Raw genomic sequence first — 14,987 nt, forward strand, 5'->3', positions numbered from 1 at the left:
ATGAGGCCGTCAGCCCCAATGAAATGCTTACTGGCCGGCAACCTTTTCCGACTTGCCGTCATAGCGCTTGCGCCATTCGGTCAGGATGCTGTCGCGGTTTTTCGAGGCCCAGGCGAAGTCGTTCTTGATCAACCGCTGCTCGTAATCCGCCGGCAATTCGGTCTGCGGCTTGGCAATACCCGGCTGGGCCAGTACCGCGAAGTTTTCTTTGTACAACTCCATCGCCGCCGGGCTTGCGGAGAAGTCGGCGAGTTTCTGTGCCGCGTCCGCGTGGGCGGTGCCTTTGATTACGGCGGTGGCTTCGATGTCCCAGCCCAGGCCTTCTTTCGGCAGGATGATGTCCAGCGGTGCGCCCTGGCGTTTCAACTGCACGGCCGGGTATTCGAAGGAAATGCCGATCGGGAATTCACCCGATGCCGCCAGCTTGCACGGCTTGGAACCGGAGTGAACGTACTGGCCGATATTCTGGTGCAGGTCGTCCATGTACTGCCAGCCCTGCTTCTCGCCGAAGGTCTGCAGCCAGGCGCTGACGTCGAGGAAACCGGTGCCGGACGAGGCCGGGTTGGGCATCACGATCTTGCCTTTGTACTCGGGCTTGGTCAGGTCTTGCCAGCTCACCGGCTTGCTCAGGCCCTGCTTTTCGGCTTCGACGGTGTTGAAGCAGATGGTCGCCGCCCACACGTCCATACCCACCCAGGCCGGTGGATTGGCGGCGTCACGGTAGTTCGCGCCGATCTTGCCCAAGTCCTTCGGTGCGTAGTTTTGCAGCATGCCCTGCTGGTCGAGAATCGCCAGGCTGGAAGCCGCCAGGCCCCACACCACGTCAGCCTGCGGGCGGGCTTTTTCGGCCAGCAGCTTGGCGGTGATGATGCCGGTGGAGTCGCGTACCCATTTGATATCGATGTCCGGGTTAGCCTTTTCGAAGGCCTGTTTGTAGGTCTTCAGCTGCTCGGCTTCGAGGGCCGTGTACACGGTCAACTCGGTCTTGGCGGCAAAGGCATTCAGGCTGAACGCAGTGAGCACAGCAGCGGCTAACGCCAGGGGCTTGAACATGGTGCAGTTCCTTTATGGGTGAATTATTGGCCGGGCGCGGTTTGGCGCCAGGCCTGGGAGCGGCGCAACAAGCCGCGTGAGGCCCACGCCAGCAGCAAGGACACGCCCGCCGAGGTGAACAGAATCAGGGTCGACATGGCCGCCGCACCGCCCACGTTGCCGGCGTCGTCCATGTTCAACACGGCGACGGCGGCGAGGATGGTGTCGGGGCTGTAGAGGAAGATCGCGGCGGAAACGGTGGTCATCGCCGACACGAACAGGTAGCGCACGATATCCAACAGCGCCGGCAGGCAGATCGGCACGGTGACGCGCAGGTAATGGCGGTACAGCGGCGCCTTCAGCGACAGCGCGGCGGCTTCGAATTCCGCATCCAGCTGGCGCAGGGCCGTGGTGGCGGTCATTTGTGCGGTGGTCAAATAGTGAGCAATGGTGCACACCACCAACAGGGTCATGGTGCCGTAGAACACATGCAGCGAGTTGCCGTTGAGGTTGAAAAAGAACACGTAGCCCAGGCCCAGCACCAACCCCGGCACCGCCATCGGCACGAAGCTGAGCATGCGCAACGCCAGGTTCAGGCCCTTCTGGCCCTTGGTTTTTTCCATCAGGTAGGCGCCGGTGAAGATCAGCACGCTGCCGATCAATGCAGTGCACAGGGCCATGGTGATGCTGTTGCGATAGGCCAGCCAACCGCCGCCGGCCGTGTCCTCGAACTGGTAGTGGGCCAGCGACAGCGACAGGTTGTAGGGCCAGAACTTCACCAGCGATGAGTAGACCGCCATGCCGAACACCAGCAGCAGGCTCGCGCAGATCAGCAGGACGATGGCCAGGTAGCAGCCATCCCGCAGCTTCGACGGCGCCGGCTGGAACACCTGGGCGCGGCCGCTCATGGAGTCGCCATGACGACGGCGCAGCCAGGCGTCAACGCCGAAGCTGAACAGCGCCGGCAGCAGCAGGACCATGCCGATCAAGGCACCGCGGCCAAATTGCTGCTGGCCGACCACCGCCTTGTAGGCTTCCAGTGCCAGCACTTGGTAGTCGCCGCCCACTACCACAGGCACGCCAAAGTCGGTGATGGTCAGGGTAAACACCAGGCAAAACGCGGCAAAGACCGCCTGACGCGTCGCGGGCCAGGTGATGCTGCGAAATGCCCGGGACGGGCTGGCGCCCATGCTCGATGCCGCATCGAATAATCGTGCGTCCGCCAGGGAAAGCGCCGACAACAAAATCATCAAGGCATGGGGAAAGGTGTAGATCACTTCACCGAGCACGATGCCCCAGAAGCCGTAGATGTTGTCCGACAGCAGGCCGCGCAGCATGCCCTGGTTACCGAACAGGTAGACCAGTGCAATCCCCGGCAGCATCGACGGCGCCATCAACGGCAGCAACGACATCCCGCGCCAGATCGCCTTGCCGGGAATCAACGTGCGTTGCAGGGCGTAGGCAAACAGGTAAGCCAGCGGTACGACGATGGCCGCCACGCTGACGGAAACCTTCAGGCTGTTACCCAGCAACCAGTGGAAGTTATCGCTGGTGACCAACTCCCGCGCCGCCACCAGGCCACCGCCCTGCCCGGCTTCACTGCTGAAACCGCGCCAGAAGATCGCCAGCAGCGGCATCAGTACCGCCACGCCCAACAGGCACAGCCAGAGCAGTTTGCCGCCAATAACAAAAATACGGTCGCCGAGTTCGGCACGGGAAACCTGTCGAGCCACGTTATCGGGTATCGGCAGAGTCATATCACGGGCCATCTCAGGCAAACACCTGCAGGCTACGCGGGGGCAGCGCGACCCAGATGTCCTGGGCGCCAAGGCGCGGCATGGCTTCCGGCGCGAGTTCGGCCAGCAGCGGATGGCCGGGCAGTTGGTCCAGTTCGAAGCTCATGCGGCAGCGGTTGCCGAGGAAGGTGATCTCGCGGACCTTGGCCGGGAACAGGTTTTCTTCATGCACCGGCGGGTTGACGCTGATGGCTTCCGGGCGGCAGAACAGACGACCCGATTTGGCAACGCCGGCGTTGTCCGCCAGGCGCATATTCATCCCGCCGACCTGAGCGTGGCTGGCGCTGTTGCGGCTGAACGGCAGCCAGTTGCCCTGGCCGACGAACTCGGCCACAAACGGTGTGGCCGGGCGGTCGTAGATTTCCTGGGGCGTGGCGTATTGCTCGACCTTGCCGTTGTTCATCACGGCGATGCGGTCGGCCATCAACATGGCCTCGTCCTGGTTGTGGGTGACCATCAACGTGGTGATACCCAGGCGGCGTTGCAGTTGGCGCAGCTCGGTGCACAGATGCTCGCGCACCCGGGCGTCGAGGGCCGACATGGGTTCGTCCAGCAGCAGCAAGGACGGCGCCGGTGCCAGGGCGCGGGCCAGGGCTACACGTTGTTGCTGGCCGCCGGAGAGTTGGCCGGGGTATTTCTTTTCGCTGCCCACCAGGCCGACCAGTTCCAGCATCTGCCCGACGCGCTTGCGCACTTCATCGCGACCACTGCCGGTGAGGCCGTAGCCGATGTTCGCTTCGACAGTGAGATTGGGAAACAGCGCGTAGGACTGGAACAGAATGCCGTAGTCCCGCGCCTGCGGTGCCAGCAGGGAAACGTCGCGTTCGCCGAGGTACAACTCGCCGCTGTCCTGGCGTTCCAGGCCCGCAATGCAGCGCAGCAAGGTGGTCTTGCCGCAGCCCGACGGGCCCAGCAGGCACACCAGTTCGCCGGCGGCGACGTCCAAAGAGACGTTATCCAGCGCGGTAAAGGCGCCGAAGCGCTTCTGCACACCGCGCACCTTCATTGGCGCGCCGGGGTTGGTCATGGCTGTGTTCATGGAGGCACCTCATCAAACTGATGAAGGTCATCCTAGGGAGGCAATGCGTCCCTCATGTGGCAGAAAGGCAAAACGTGGCGATAGTGGTATTGGTGGATTTGGGTAGGGCTTGAGGAAGGTTTTGCCTGGACTGGCGCCATCGCGGGCAAGCCCGGCTCCCACAGTTGATCGAGTTGGGCCAGAGAAATGCATTCCAACTGTGGGAGCTGGCTTGCCTGCGATGGCGCCTTCAGATCGGGGACATTTCCTGCGCCAACCCCAGAAAAGCCGCCGGCAACCGCGCGCCCTTTCGCTCTTTCAGGCAGTAGAGGTACTCGGGAATCTGCGGGGCATTCTCGATGGTCAGCACCCGCAATTGCGGGTCGTGGGGCACTTCCTGGCGGGCGATGATGCTGATGCCGATATTGCGCAGCACCGCCTCACGGATCGATTCCCGGCTGCCGATCTCCAGCAGCGGCCCGTAACTCACACCGGCGCCCTGCAACATTTCTTCGGTCAATCGGCGGGTGGTGGAGCCCGGTTCGCGCATCAGCAAGGTGTGCCCGGCCAGCGCGGTCAGCGGTACATGGTCGAGCACCGCCAGCGGATGGTTGCGGTGCACCGCCAGCACCAGCGGGTCCATGCCCAGCACCCGGCGAATCAGGCGTGGGTCTTCAAGCAATTGGGAGGAGGCGGCGACGTCAACGCGGTAATCATCCAGCGCTTCCAGCACTTGCTGGGAGTTGCCGATTTCCACCGAGACCTCAACCTGTGGCAGCCGCTCGCGGAAGGTTTTGACCAGGTCGAGGATGTAATACGGCGCCGTCGCGGCAATCCTCAACGCGCCCTGCACCTGGCCACTGTTGCGCAGGAAAAACTCGATATCCGCTTCCTGCTGCAACAGCGCCTTGACCATCGGCAACAGCCGCGCGCCTTCGTCGCTGACCGTCAAGCGTCGCCCGCCGCGGTAGAACAACTCCACCGAGTACTGGCTTTCCAGGTGACGAATCTGGGTGGTCACCGTGGGCTGGCTCAGCCCGAGCTTTTTCGCCGCCTGGGTAATGCTGCCCAGGCGGGCGACCATGTAAAACGCCTTCAGCTCGGCACTCAGCACACCACCCTCTCATCGACTATTTGCGCAACAGGCGCAGACCATTGAACACCACCAGCAGGCTCACGCCCATGTCGGCGAACACCGCCATCCACATGGTGGCCATTCCGAGGAAGGTCACCGCCAGGAAGATCGCCTTGATCACCAGGGCCAGGGCGATGTTCTGCTTGAGGATACTCGACGTTTGCCGCGACAGCCGAATGAATGCCGGAATCTTGCGCAGGTCATCGTCCATCAGCGCGACGTCGGCGGTCTCGATGGCGGTGTCGGTACCGGCGGCGGCCATGGCAAAACCGATCTCGGAACGGGCCAGCGCCGGGGCGTCGTTGATGCCGTCGCCGACCATGCCGACCCGGTGGCCCTTGGCGTAGAGCGCTTCGATGGCTTGCAGCTTGTCGGTGGGCAACAGGTCGCCCTGGGCCTGGTCGATGCCGACCTGATCGGCAATCGCCTTGGCGGTGTGGGTGTTGTCGCCGGTGAGCATCAGGGTCTTGATGCCCAGGTCATGCAGTTGCTGGATGGCTTCGCGGCTGGTGTCCTTCACGGTGTCGGCCACGGCGAACAGCGCCAGCGGGCCGGACTTGTCCAGCAACAGGACCACGGACTTGCCTTGTTTTTCCAGGGCGAAGAGCTTCTTCTCCAGGGCCGGCGAACACAGGTTCAGCTCTTCCACCAGGCGGTGGTTGCCCAGGTAATAGACTTCGCCGTTGATTTCGCCCTTCACACCGCGACCGGTCAGGGCCTCGAAGTTATCCACAGTGTGCACGCTGAGATTCTTATCCACAGCCGCATTGGCGATCGCCAGGGACACCGGGTGATCGGAACGCCCGGCCAGGCTCGCGGCCAAAGCCGGCGCGCTGTCTTCCATATTAGGGAACAGCGCCAGGTAATCGGTTTGCACCGGTTTGCCGTGGGTGATGGTGCCGGTCTTGTCGAGGGCCAGGTAGTCGAGCTTGTAACCGCCCTCCAGGTACACGCCGCCCTTGATCAGGATGCCTTTGCGCGCCGCGGCAGCCAGGCCGCTGACGATGGTCACCGGGGTGGAAATCACCAGTGCACACGGGCATGCGACCACCAGCAACACCAGTGCGCGGTAGACCCATTCAAACCACACGCCGCCCATGAACAGTGGCGGAATCAGGGCCACGCCCAAGGCAAAGATGAACACCGCCGGGGTGTAGACCTTGGCGAAGGTGTCGACAAAACGCTGGGTTGGCGCGCGGGCGCCCTGGGCCTGTTCCACCGCGTGGATAATCCGCGCCAGGGTGGAGTTGTTGGCGGCGGCGGTGACTTTGTACTCCAGGGAACCGGCCTGATTGATGGTGCCCGCGAAGACTTTATCGCCCACGGTCTTTTCAATCGGCAGGCTTTCACCGGTAATCGGCGCCTGGTCAATGGTGGACTGGCCGGAGGTGACTTCACCGTCCAGGCCAATGCGCTCGCCGGGGCGAACCCGCACGATCGCGCCCAACTCGATGACTTTGACGTCCTGTTCAACCCAACTGCCATCAGCCTGACGCACCGTGGCCTGCTCCGGCGTCATCTGCATCAAGCCGCTGATGGCGTTGCGGGCGCGGTCGAGGGACTTGGCTTCGATCAGTTCGGCCACGGTGAACAGGAACATCACCATCGCGGCTTCTGGCCACTGGCCGATCAGGATCGCGCCGGTCACGGCGATGCTCATCAGGGCGTTGATGTTCAGGTTGAGGTTTTTCAGGGCGATCCAGCCCTTTTTATAGGTGGTGAGGCCGCCGCTGAAGATCGAGATCAATGCGACCAGGGCAATCACCCACGTCGGGGCGGCGTTGGTGAAGTGCAGCACTTCGGCGCCCAAGGCACCGACGCCGGACAGCGCCAGCGGCCACCAGTGTTTCTTCGCGGGCGGCTCGGCCGGCGCTACGCCTTCTTCGATGGGATCGGCCTGCATGCCCAGGGATTTGATGGCCTCGACGATCGGCGCAGTGCTCGGCAGGTCGTGAGTTACGCCCAGGATGCGGTTGATCAGGTTGAATTCCAGCTGCTGCACGCCGGCGAGCTTGCCCAGTTTGTTCTGGATCAGCGTCTGCTCGGTGGGGCAGTCCATGGCTTCGATGCGGAAGGTGCTCAGCCGCGAGCCCGCTGTCGGGGCTTCGGTCAGCTTCACCAGCGCAGGCGCGGCCTTGCTGGAGCAGCAGGAATCGCCATGGCTGCCATGGTCGTGCTTCTGCACAGGCTTGAGCTTCGGGCCGTGATCGTGCGCGTGGTCATGATCATGGTCGTGGTCGTGCTTGTGCGGGGTGTGGATGGAATCGCTCATTCTGTCGCGTCCGTAAAGGTGCCTGTTGCCAAGTAAAGACCCTGTAGCCACTATAGGGTCAAGCACCCTTTTGGAGATTGCTGCGATGAAGATCGGCGAATTGGCAAAATTGACGGATTGCCAGGTGGAAACCATCCGTTATTACGAGAAGGAAGGCCTGCTGCCGCCGCCTGCGCGCAGCGATGGTAATTACCGCCTGTACACCCAGGCGCACACCGAGCGGCTGGTGTTTATCCGTAACTGCCGCAGCCTGGACATGACCCTTGAGGAAATTCGCAGCCTGCTGGGCTTGCGGGACAGCCCCCAGGACCAGTGCGAAAACGTGAATGCGTTGATCGACGAGCACATCCACCACGTCAAGGCACGGATCGACGGGCTGCTGGCGTTGCAGGAACAGTTGCTCGACCTGCGCCAACGCTGTGGCGGCGGGCCGGACCTGGATCAGTGCGGGATTTTGCAGCGGCTGGAAGTCAGCGGAAGTGTCGCGGCCAGCGAGGCGGAGCACTCGCATGTGGGCAGAAGCCACGGCCATTGAATGTGTACACACAACAAATGTGGGAGCGGGCTTGCTCGCGAAGGCGGTAGATCAGTCATATTTCCGGCGACTGACACACCGCTTTCGGGAGCAAGCCCCCTCCCACATTGATCAGATGGCTACATCGGCCTTGATGCTTGGGTCGGCGTCGTAGCCCACGATTTCAAAGTCTTCGAATTTGTAATCGTAGATCGACTCGGGTTTACGCTTGATCACCAGCTCCGGCAGTTTCTTCGGCGTGCGCGCCAGCTGGGTCTGGATCTGTTCCATATGGTTGCTGTAGGCGTGGGTATCGCCCGTGGTGACGATGATCTCGTGAGGGATCAGGTCGCATTGCTGGGCCAGCATATGGGTCAGCAAGGCCAGCGCAGCGGTGTTGTACGGCAGGCCGAGGAATACGTCGGAGCTGCGGATGTACAACTGCATCGACAGATGACCGTCATGCACGAAGGCCTGGTACAGCAGGTGGCAAGGCGGCAGGGCCTGCTTGCCGTCGCGGGCGTTTTGCTGCGGGCTTTTGGTCTCGTCCGGCAGGTACTCGACGTTCCAGCCGTGGAACAGGATGCGGCGGCTGTTGGGGTTGGTCTTCAACGTCTCGACCATGTAGTCGATCTGGTTGATCTTGCCGCCGTCCTTGGTTGGCCAGGCGGTCCACTGCTCGCCGTACACCGGGCCCAGGTCGCCGTCTTCGGTGGCCCATTCGTCCCAGATCCGCACGCCGTTTTCGTTCAGCCACTTGATGTTGGTGTTGCCGCTCAACATCCAGATCAATTCATTGGCGATGCTTTTGAAGTGAAGCTTCTTGGTGGTCAGCAGCGGGAAGCCGTCGGCCAAGCTATGCCGAAACTGACGGGCAAACACGGCCTTGGTGCCGGTGCCGGTGCGATCGCCCTTGGTCAGGCCATTGGTCACGACATCGTTCAGTAGTTCGAGATATTGCTTCATGTGTATACCTGTATCGTTGAAGCCGGGACCCTCGGGCCCCGGCGTTCGAATTTAAAGCGCGGTGTTCTTGATGCCTTGCGGGCGATTGTAAGCCCACCACAGCAGGCCCAGGCCGGCGATGATCATCGGCAGGCTGAGAATCTGACCCATGGTCACCCAGCCCCACGCCAGGTAGCCCAGCTGCGCATCCGGCACGCGCACGAACTCGACGATAAAGCGGAAGATCCCGTAGAACAACGCGAACATGCCCGACACGGCCATGGTTGGGCGTGGCTTACGCGAGAAGATATAAAGGATCAGGAACAGCGCCACACCTTCCAGGGCGAACTGGTACAGCTGCGACGGGTGACGCGGCAATTGCGCCGGGTCGCTGAACGGCGGGAACACCATGGCCCACGGCACATCGCTCGGCTTGCCCCACAATTCGGCGTTGATGAAGTTACCAATGCGCCCGGCACCCAGGCCAATCGGCACAAACGGGGCGACGAAGTCCATCAGCTGGAAGAACGACTTGCCGTTACGCCGGCCAAACCACCACGCCGCGATCATCACGCCCACAAACCCGCCGTGAAACGCCATGCCGCCCTTCCACACCTCGAAGATCAGGGTCGGGTTGGCGATGTAGGCTGGCAGGTCGTAGAACAGCACATACCCCAGGCGTCCGCCGACGATTACCCCCATCGACATCCAGAACACCATGTCGGAGAGTTTCTCCTTGGTCCAGGTCGGGTCGAAACGGTTCAGGCGCCGGGAAGCCAGCAACCAGGCACCGCCAATGCCGATCAGGTACATCAACCCGTACCAGTGGATTTGCAGCGGACCGATGGCCACGGCCACCGGGTTGATCTGCGGGTAAGGCAGCATTGCGACTCCTCGTTAAATCAATAGTCTTGGCGCATCGGACCATGCCGGTGCGCGATTAAGTCTGCGTTACAGCAAAAAATTCAGCCCCACACAAAACAGCAGCCCGGCGAACAGCCGCTTGAGCAAGCGCGGCGACAACCGGTGCGCCAGGCGCGCGCCGAAACGGGCGGCCACCATGCTGGTCAGGGCAATGCCCAGCAGCGCCGGCAAGTACACAAAGCCGAGACTATGATCGGGCAGCAGCGGATCATGCCAGCCCAAAATCATGAAACTTAACGCACTGGCCAGGGCAATCGGCAAGCCGCAGGCCGATGAAGTGGCCACCGCCTGCTGCATCGGAACGCTGCGCCAGGTCAGGAACGGCACGGTCAACGAACCGCCGCCGGTGCCGAAAATCGCCGAAGACCAGCCAATCACGCCGCCCGCCAGGGTCAGGCCAAGCTTGCCCGGTACCTGGCGGCTGGCCTTGGGCTTGAGCTCCAGGGTCATCTGCACGGCGATCACCAGGGCGAATACACCGATGATCTTCTGCAAGTGCGGCCCGGAAATCGCCTCGGCGGTCAGCGCGCCAAGACCCGCGCCCAGCAGGATGCCCACGGCCATCCACACAAAGATCGGCCAGCGCACGGCACCCCGCCGGTGATGCTCGCGCACCGCATTCACCGACGTGAAGATAATAGACGCCAGCGACGTGCCCACAGCGAGATGGGTCAGCACCGAGGGATCGAAGCCCTGCAAGGTGAAACTGAACACCAGCACCGGCACAATAATGATCCCGCCGCCCACGCCAAACAGCCCGGCGAGCATGCCCGCACAGGAACCCAGCAGCAAATACAGGAGAAATTCCATGGGAGCCCCCGAAAACAGACCGGCATGTTAACGGATGCAAAGCACAGGGTTCTATGGGTAGAGTGGGCAAAACACAAAGGGATCGCCTTATGTGCCTGATTGTTTTCGCCTGGCGGCCGGGCCACGCCCAACCGCTGATCGTCGCGGCCAACCGTGATGAGTTTTATGCCCGGCCCAGCCTGCCGTTGGCCCAGTGGCTGGATGCGCCCCATGTTTACGCAGGCAGGGACCAGGAAGCGGGCGGGACCTGGCTGGGGGTTGGGGCCGATGGGCGCTTTGCGGCGCTGACCAATATTCGGGATCCGCACCAGCCGCCGGCGCGCAAGTCGCGGGGCGAGCTGGTGGCGCGGTTTCTCAGTGGTTCGCTGCCGATTGACGACTATTTGGCCGACGTTAACGGCCGATCGATTGAATATGCCGGGTTTAACCTGTTGGTCGGGACGCTGGATGCGTTGTGGCATTACAACGCCAATGAATCTGCACCGACGCGGCTGGAAGCTGGGGTTTATGGGTTATCCAATGCAGGGCTGGATACACCGTGGCCGAAGTTGTTGAAGGCCAAGGCGGCGCTGACAGAAGTGCTGGACGATCCGCAGCCTGAAGCCTTGCTGGGAATTTTGAGCGACCCGCAGACGGCGCCGTTTGCTGACTTGCCGGACACCGGCGTGGGCTTGGCGACGGAGAGCTTGCTGTCGAGTGTGTTTATTGCCAGCCCCAGTTACGGGACGCGGGCGAGTACGGCGCTGATTGTGAGTGCCGACGGGACGCGGCATATCGTGGAGCGCAGTTTTGGGCCCCATGGTGGCAGGCTGGGCGAGGTGGAACTGAAGCTTTAGCAGTGACTGGACTGGCCTCATCGCGGGCAAGCCCGGCTCCCACAGGGAAATGCATTCCAAATGTGGGAGCTGGCTTGCCTGCGATGAAGGCGCCTCGGTTTAGAGGGTTTTTGCAGACGCCGGATTGATCATCCGCGCCAACCCAAGGTTCTTCAGCGCCAATTGCAGCGAGCTGTGGATAACTTGCGGGTTGTCGATGGTCATCAACTCTGCCAGCAGTTCCTTGGCCCGGCTCAAATTGATCTGGCGCAGCATCCATTTCACCTTCGGCAAGTTGGTGGCGTTCATCGACAGGCTGTCAAAGCCCATCGCCATCAACAGCACCGCCGCCGCCGGGTCACCCGCCATCTCGCCGCAGATGCTCACTTGCTTGCCTTCGGCATGGGCGTCACGCACCACGTTCTGCAGGGCTTGCAGCACCGCCGGGTGCAGGTAGTCGTAGAGGTCGGCCACCCGCGGGTTGTTGCGGTCCACGGCCAGCAGGTACTGGGTCAGGTCGTTGGAGCCCACCGACAGGAAGTCCACCTGCCGCGCCAGCTCCTTGGCCTGGTACACCGCCGCCGGAATCTCGATCATCACGCCAATCGGCGGCATCGGCACGTCGGCGCCTTCGTCGCGCACTTCGCCCCAGGCTCGGTGGATCAGGTGCAGGGCTTCTTCCAGCTCGTGGGTGCCGGAGATCATCGGCAGCAAAATGCGCAGGTTGTTCAGGCCTTCGCTGGCCTTGAGCATGGCGCGGGTCTGGACGAGGAAGATTTCAGGGTGGTCAAGGGTAACGCGAATACCGCGCCAGCCAAGGAAGGGGTTGTCTTCCTTGATCGGGAAATACGACAGTGACTTGTCGCCGCCAATGTCCAGGCTGCGCATGGTCACCGGTAACGGATGGAAGGCAGACAGTTGCTCGCGATAAATCGCCAGCTGCTCCTTCTCACTCGGAAAACGCTGATTGATCATGAACGGCACTTCGGTGCGGTACAGGCCCACCCCTTCTGCGCCGCGCTGTTGCGCACGGGCCACGTCCGCCAGCAGGCCGGTGTTGACCAGCAGTGGTACACGGTGGCCGTCGAGGGTCACGCACGGCAATTCCCGCAGGGCGTCGAGGCCCTGGGACAGCTGGCGTTCTTCTTCCACCACTTCGGCGTATTGCTTGCGCAGCACTTCGCTGGGGTTGGTGTAGACCTCGCCGTGGTAGCCGTCGACGATCATTTCGATGCCGTCGACCTTGGAATACGGCAGGTCCACCAGGCCCATCACCGTCGGAATGCCCATGGCCCGGGCCAGGATCGCGACGTGGGAGTTGCCCGAACCCAGTACCGAGACCAGGCCCACCAGTTTGCCTTCCGGCACTTCGCCGAGCATGGTGGCGGTCAGTTCTTCACTGATCAGGATGGTGTTGTCGGGGTACACCAGGGTGGTCGAGCGCTCTTCCTGCAGGTAGGCCAGCAGACGGCGACCGAGGTCTTTCACGTCGGAGGCGCGTTCGCGCAGGTAGGCGTCGTCCATCAATTCGAAACGGTTGACGTGATCGGTGACCACCTGGCGCAGCGCGCCCTGGGCCCACTGGCCGGTCTTGATCACGTCCTTGACTTCGCTGCCCAGGGACGCGTCGTCGAGCATCATCAGGTACACGTCGAACAGCGCCCGCTCTTCAGGCCGCAACTGGGTGGCCAGCTTGGTCGACAGGGTGCGCATGTCATTGCGCACGCCTTCGAGGGCGGTCTTGAACAGGATGATTTCAGCGTCGATGTCGGTGACGGTCTTGTCCGGCACCACGTCCAGGTCGGCCGGCGGCAGCATGACCACGGCAGTACCGACGGCAGCACCAGGCGAACCCGGCACGCCGACGAACTTGGCTTCCTGGATGCCTTTGCCCTGGCGCCCCAGGCCGCGAATCGAACCGGTGGCCTCGGCGTGGGCGATAACCCCGGCGAGCTGCGCGCTCATGGTCACGAGGAAGGCTTCTTCACCTTCGTCGAACTGGCGGCGTTCTTTTTGCTGGATGACCAACACGCCGACAACGCGGCGGTGGTGAATGATCGGCGCACCGAGGAACGAGGCGTAACGCTCTTCGCCGGTTTCGGCAAAGTAGCGATAACGCGGGTGATCGGCCGCGTTTTCGAGGTTCAGGGGTTCTTCACGCGTCCCCACCAGGCCCACCAGACCTTCATTGGGCGCCATGCTGACCTTGCCGATGGAGCGCTTGTTCAAGCCCTCGGTGGCCATCAGGACAAAACGGTTGGTCTCGGGGTCCAGCAGGTAAACCGAGCAGACCTGGCTGCCCATGGCTTCCTTGACGCGCAACACAATAATCCCCAACGCCGCCTTGAGATCCTTGGCGGAGTTAACTTCCTGGACGATCTTGCGCAGCGTATTGAGCATGGCTCGGGGTCGAACTCCGTCGTCAGTCGCGCGCTAAAAGGCGCGGGGCAAGCTCTTTAAGAGCGCGACGATAAACCTCGCGCTTGAATGTCACCACCTGGCCCAACGGATACCAATAACTGACCCAGCGCCAGCCATCGAACTCCGGTTTACCGGTCAAATCCATCCGCACCCGCTGCTCGTTGGAGATCAGGCGCAGGAGAAACCATTTCTGTTTCTGGCCGATGCACAGCGGTTGGCTGTGGGTGCGGACCAGACGTTGCGGCAAACGATAGCGCAACCAGCCTCGGGTGCAGGCCAAAATTTGTACATCTTCGCGTTCCAGGCCTACTTCTTCGTTCAACTCACGATACAAGGCGTCTTCAGGGGTTTCGTCGGGGTTGATTCCGCCTTGAGGAAACTGCCAGGCATCTTGGTTGATACGGCGAGCCCATAGCACCTGTCCGGCATCATTCGTAAGAATAATCCCGACATTAGGACGGAAACCATCGGGGTCGATCACGGCAACAACCTCGCAAACGCATGTCACCGCATTGTTCCACAAAGATTGATACAGCGGCAACGAGGCTGCTTACCTTATGTGCACTCTTGTGAAAAGACCGTATTCTGGACGCCTTTTTACAGACTTTTCAGCGAGTAACTGCAATGCGCCTGGCTTTATTCGACTTGGACAACACGCTTTTGGGGGGTGACAGCGATCACGCCTGGGGCGATTACCTCTGTGAACGCGGGATTCTCGACGCGGTGGCCTACAAGGCCCGCAACGATGAGTTCTACCAGGATTACCTGGCCGGCAAGCTGGATAACGCCGAGTACCTGAACTTCTGCCTGGAAATCCTCGGCCGCACCGAAATGGCCCAGCTGGATGAATGGCACCGCGACTACATGCGCGACTGCATCGAGCCGATCCTGCTGCCCCAGGCGGTTGAATTGCTGGCCAAGCACCGGGCGGCGGGCGACAAGCTGGTGATCATCACCGCGACCAACCGCTTTGTGACCGCACCGATTGCCGAGCGGTTGGGGGTTGAAACCCTGATTGCCACGGAATGCGAGATGCAGGATGGCCGTTACACCGGGCGCAGTACGGATATCCCGTGCTTTCGCGAGGGCAAGGTGACGCGCTTGAATCGTTGGCTGGAAGAGACCGGGTACAACCTGGAGGACAGCTACTTCTATAGCGACTCGATGAATGACCTGCCGCTGCTGGAGCAGGTGACGCATGCGGTGGCGGTGGATCCGGATCCGAATCTGCGCGCTGAAGCCGAGAAGCGTGGCTGGCCGGTGATCAGCCTGCGCGGCTGATAACCTGCATTGATCGGGCTTTTG

At 61.9% G+C, this 14,987-nt stretch carries 13 protein-coding genes; 3 read left to right on the forward strand and 10 right to left on the reverse strand.

What is annotated here, in order from left to right; all coding sequences use genetic code 11:
• Positions 1-27: 27 nt before the first annotated feature.
• From MUM_RS0105305 to MUM_RS0105325, 5 genes are all read right to left on the reverse strand, one after another.
• On the reverse strand, positions 28-1,053 hold the full coding sequence (locus MUM_RS0105305) for a putative 2-aminoethylphosphonate ABC transporter substrate-binding protein (RefSeq protein WP_010167772.1): 1,026 nt from the start codon (positions 1,051-1,053) through the stop codon (positions 28-30).
• A 23-nt stretch (positions 1,054-1,076) separates the two neighbouring features.
• Positions 1,077-2,801, reverse strand: a complete 1,725-nt coding sequence (locus tag MUM_RS0105310) for a putative 2-aminoethylphosphonate ABC transporter permease subunit (protein ID WP_010167774.1) — start codon at positions 2,799-2,801, stop codon at positions 1,077-1,079.
• Position 2,802: 1 nt separating this feature from the next.
• Entirely contained in the window at positions 2,803-3,867 is a 1,065-nt protein-coding gene (locus MUM_RS0105315) for a putative 2-aminoethylphosphonate ABC transporter ATP-binding protein (protein ID WP_010167776.1), read from the reverse strand.
• 229 nt (positions 3,868-4,096) lie between these two features.
• The gene (locus tag MUM_RS0105320; protein ID WP_010167778.1) at positions 4,097-4,960 is read right to left on the reverse strand and encodes a LysR family transcriptional regulator; all 864 of its coding nucleotides are present in this window, start codon (positions 4,958-4,960) and stop codon (positions 4,097-4,099) included.
• Positions 4,961-4,976: 16 nt separating this feature from the next.
• Positions 4,977-7,253 carry a heavy metal translocating P-type ATPase gene (locus tag MUM_RS0105325; RefSeq protein ID WP_010167780.1) on the reverse strand — a complete coding sequence of 759 codons (2,277 nt, stop codon included), beginning with the start codon at positions 7,251-7,253 and terminating at the stop codon, positions 4,977-4,979.
• An 85-nt stretch (positions 7,254-7,338) separates the two neighbouring features.
• Between MUM_RS0105325 and cadR the strand changes: the two genes are divergently transcribed.
• On the forward strand, positions 7,339-7,788 hold the full coding sequence (gene cadR, locus MUM_RS0105330; protein ID WP_010167782.1) for a Cd(II)/Pb(II)-responsive transcriptional regulator: 450 nt from the start codon (positions 7,339-7,341) through the stop codon (positions 7,786-7,788).
• 111 nt (positions 7,789-7,899) lie between these two features.
• Here the strand turns inward: cadR and MUM_RS0105335 are convergent, their stop codons facing one another.
• The 3 genes from MUM_RS0105335 to MUM_RS0105345 all read right to left on the reverse strand — a co-directional run bounded on the left by MUM_RS0105335 (position 7,900) and on the right by MUM_RS0105345 (position 10,446).
• The gene (locus tag MUM_RS0105335) at positions 7,900-8,733 is read right to left on the reverse strand and encodes a thymidylate synthase (protein ID WP_010167783.1); all 834 of its coding nucleotides are present in this window, start codon (positions 8,731-8,733) and stop codon (positions 7,900-7,902) included.
• A 51-nt stretch (positions 8,734-8,784) separates the two neighbouring features.
• The gene (gene lgt, locus MUM_RS0105340) at positions 8,785-9,597 is read right to left on the reverse strand and encodes a prolipoprotein diacylglyceryl transferase (RefSeq protein ID WP_010167785.1); all 813 of its coding nucleotides are present in this window, start codon (positions 9,595-9,597) and stop codon (positions 8,785-8,787) included.
• A 66-nt stretch (positions 9,598-9,663) separates the two neighbouring features.
• The gene (locus MUM_RS0105345) at positions 9,664-10,446 is read right to left on the reverse strand and encodes a sulfite exporter TauE/SafE family protein (protein ID WP_010167787.1); all 783 of its coding nucleotides are present in this window, start codon (positions 10,444-10,446) and stop codon (positions 9,664-9,666) included.
• Positions 10,447-10,535: 89 nt separating this feature from the next.
• On the opposite strand from MUM_RS0105345, the gene MUM_RS0105350 reads away from it, so the two are divergent.
• Entirely contained in the window at positions 10,536-11,282 is a 747-nt protein-coding gene (locus MUM_RS0105350) for an NRDE family protein (protein WP_010167789.1), read from the forward strand.
• A 99-nt stretch (positions 11,283-11,381) separates the two neighbouring features.
• Here MUM_RS0105350 and ptsP read toward each other — a convergent pair whose 3' ends face one another.
• A complete protein-coding gene (ptsP, locus tag MUM_RS0105355; protein ID WP_010167790.1) occupies positions 11,382-13,661 on the reverse strand; it encodes a phosphoenolpyruvate--protein phosphotransferase in 2,280 nt (759 codons plus the stop codon).
• A 22-nt stretch (positions 13,662-13,683) separates the two neighbouring features.
• Positions 13,684-14,163 (reverse strand): RNA pyrophosphohydrolase, encoded by a 480-nt coding sequence (locus tag MUM_RS0105360; RefSeq protein ID WP_003176750.1) that lies wholly within the window; start codon positions 14,161-14,163, stop codon positions 13,684-13,686.
• A 143-nt stretch (positions 14,164-14,306) separates the two neighbouring features.
• Between MUM_RS0105360 and MUM_RS0105365 the strand changes: the two genes are divergently transcribed.
• Positions 14,307-14,963, forward strand: coding sequence for an HAD family hydrolase (locus tag MUM_RS0105365; RefSeq protein WP_010167797.1), 657 nt, complete (start codon positions 14,307-14,309; stop codon positions 14,961-14,963).
• The last annotated feature ends 24 nt before the right edge of the window (positions 14,964-14,987 follow it).

The sequence above is a fragment of the Pseudomonas sp. PAMC 25886 genome, assembly GCF_000242655.1.
GTDB lineage: Bacteria > Pseudomonadota > Gammaproteobacteria > Pseudomonadales > Pseudomonadaceae > Aquipseudomonas.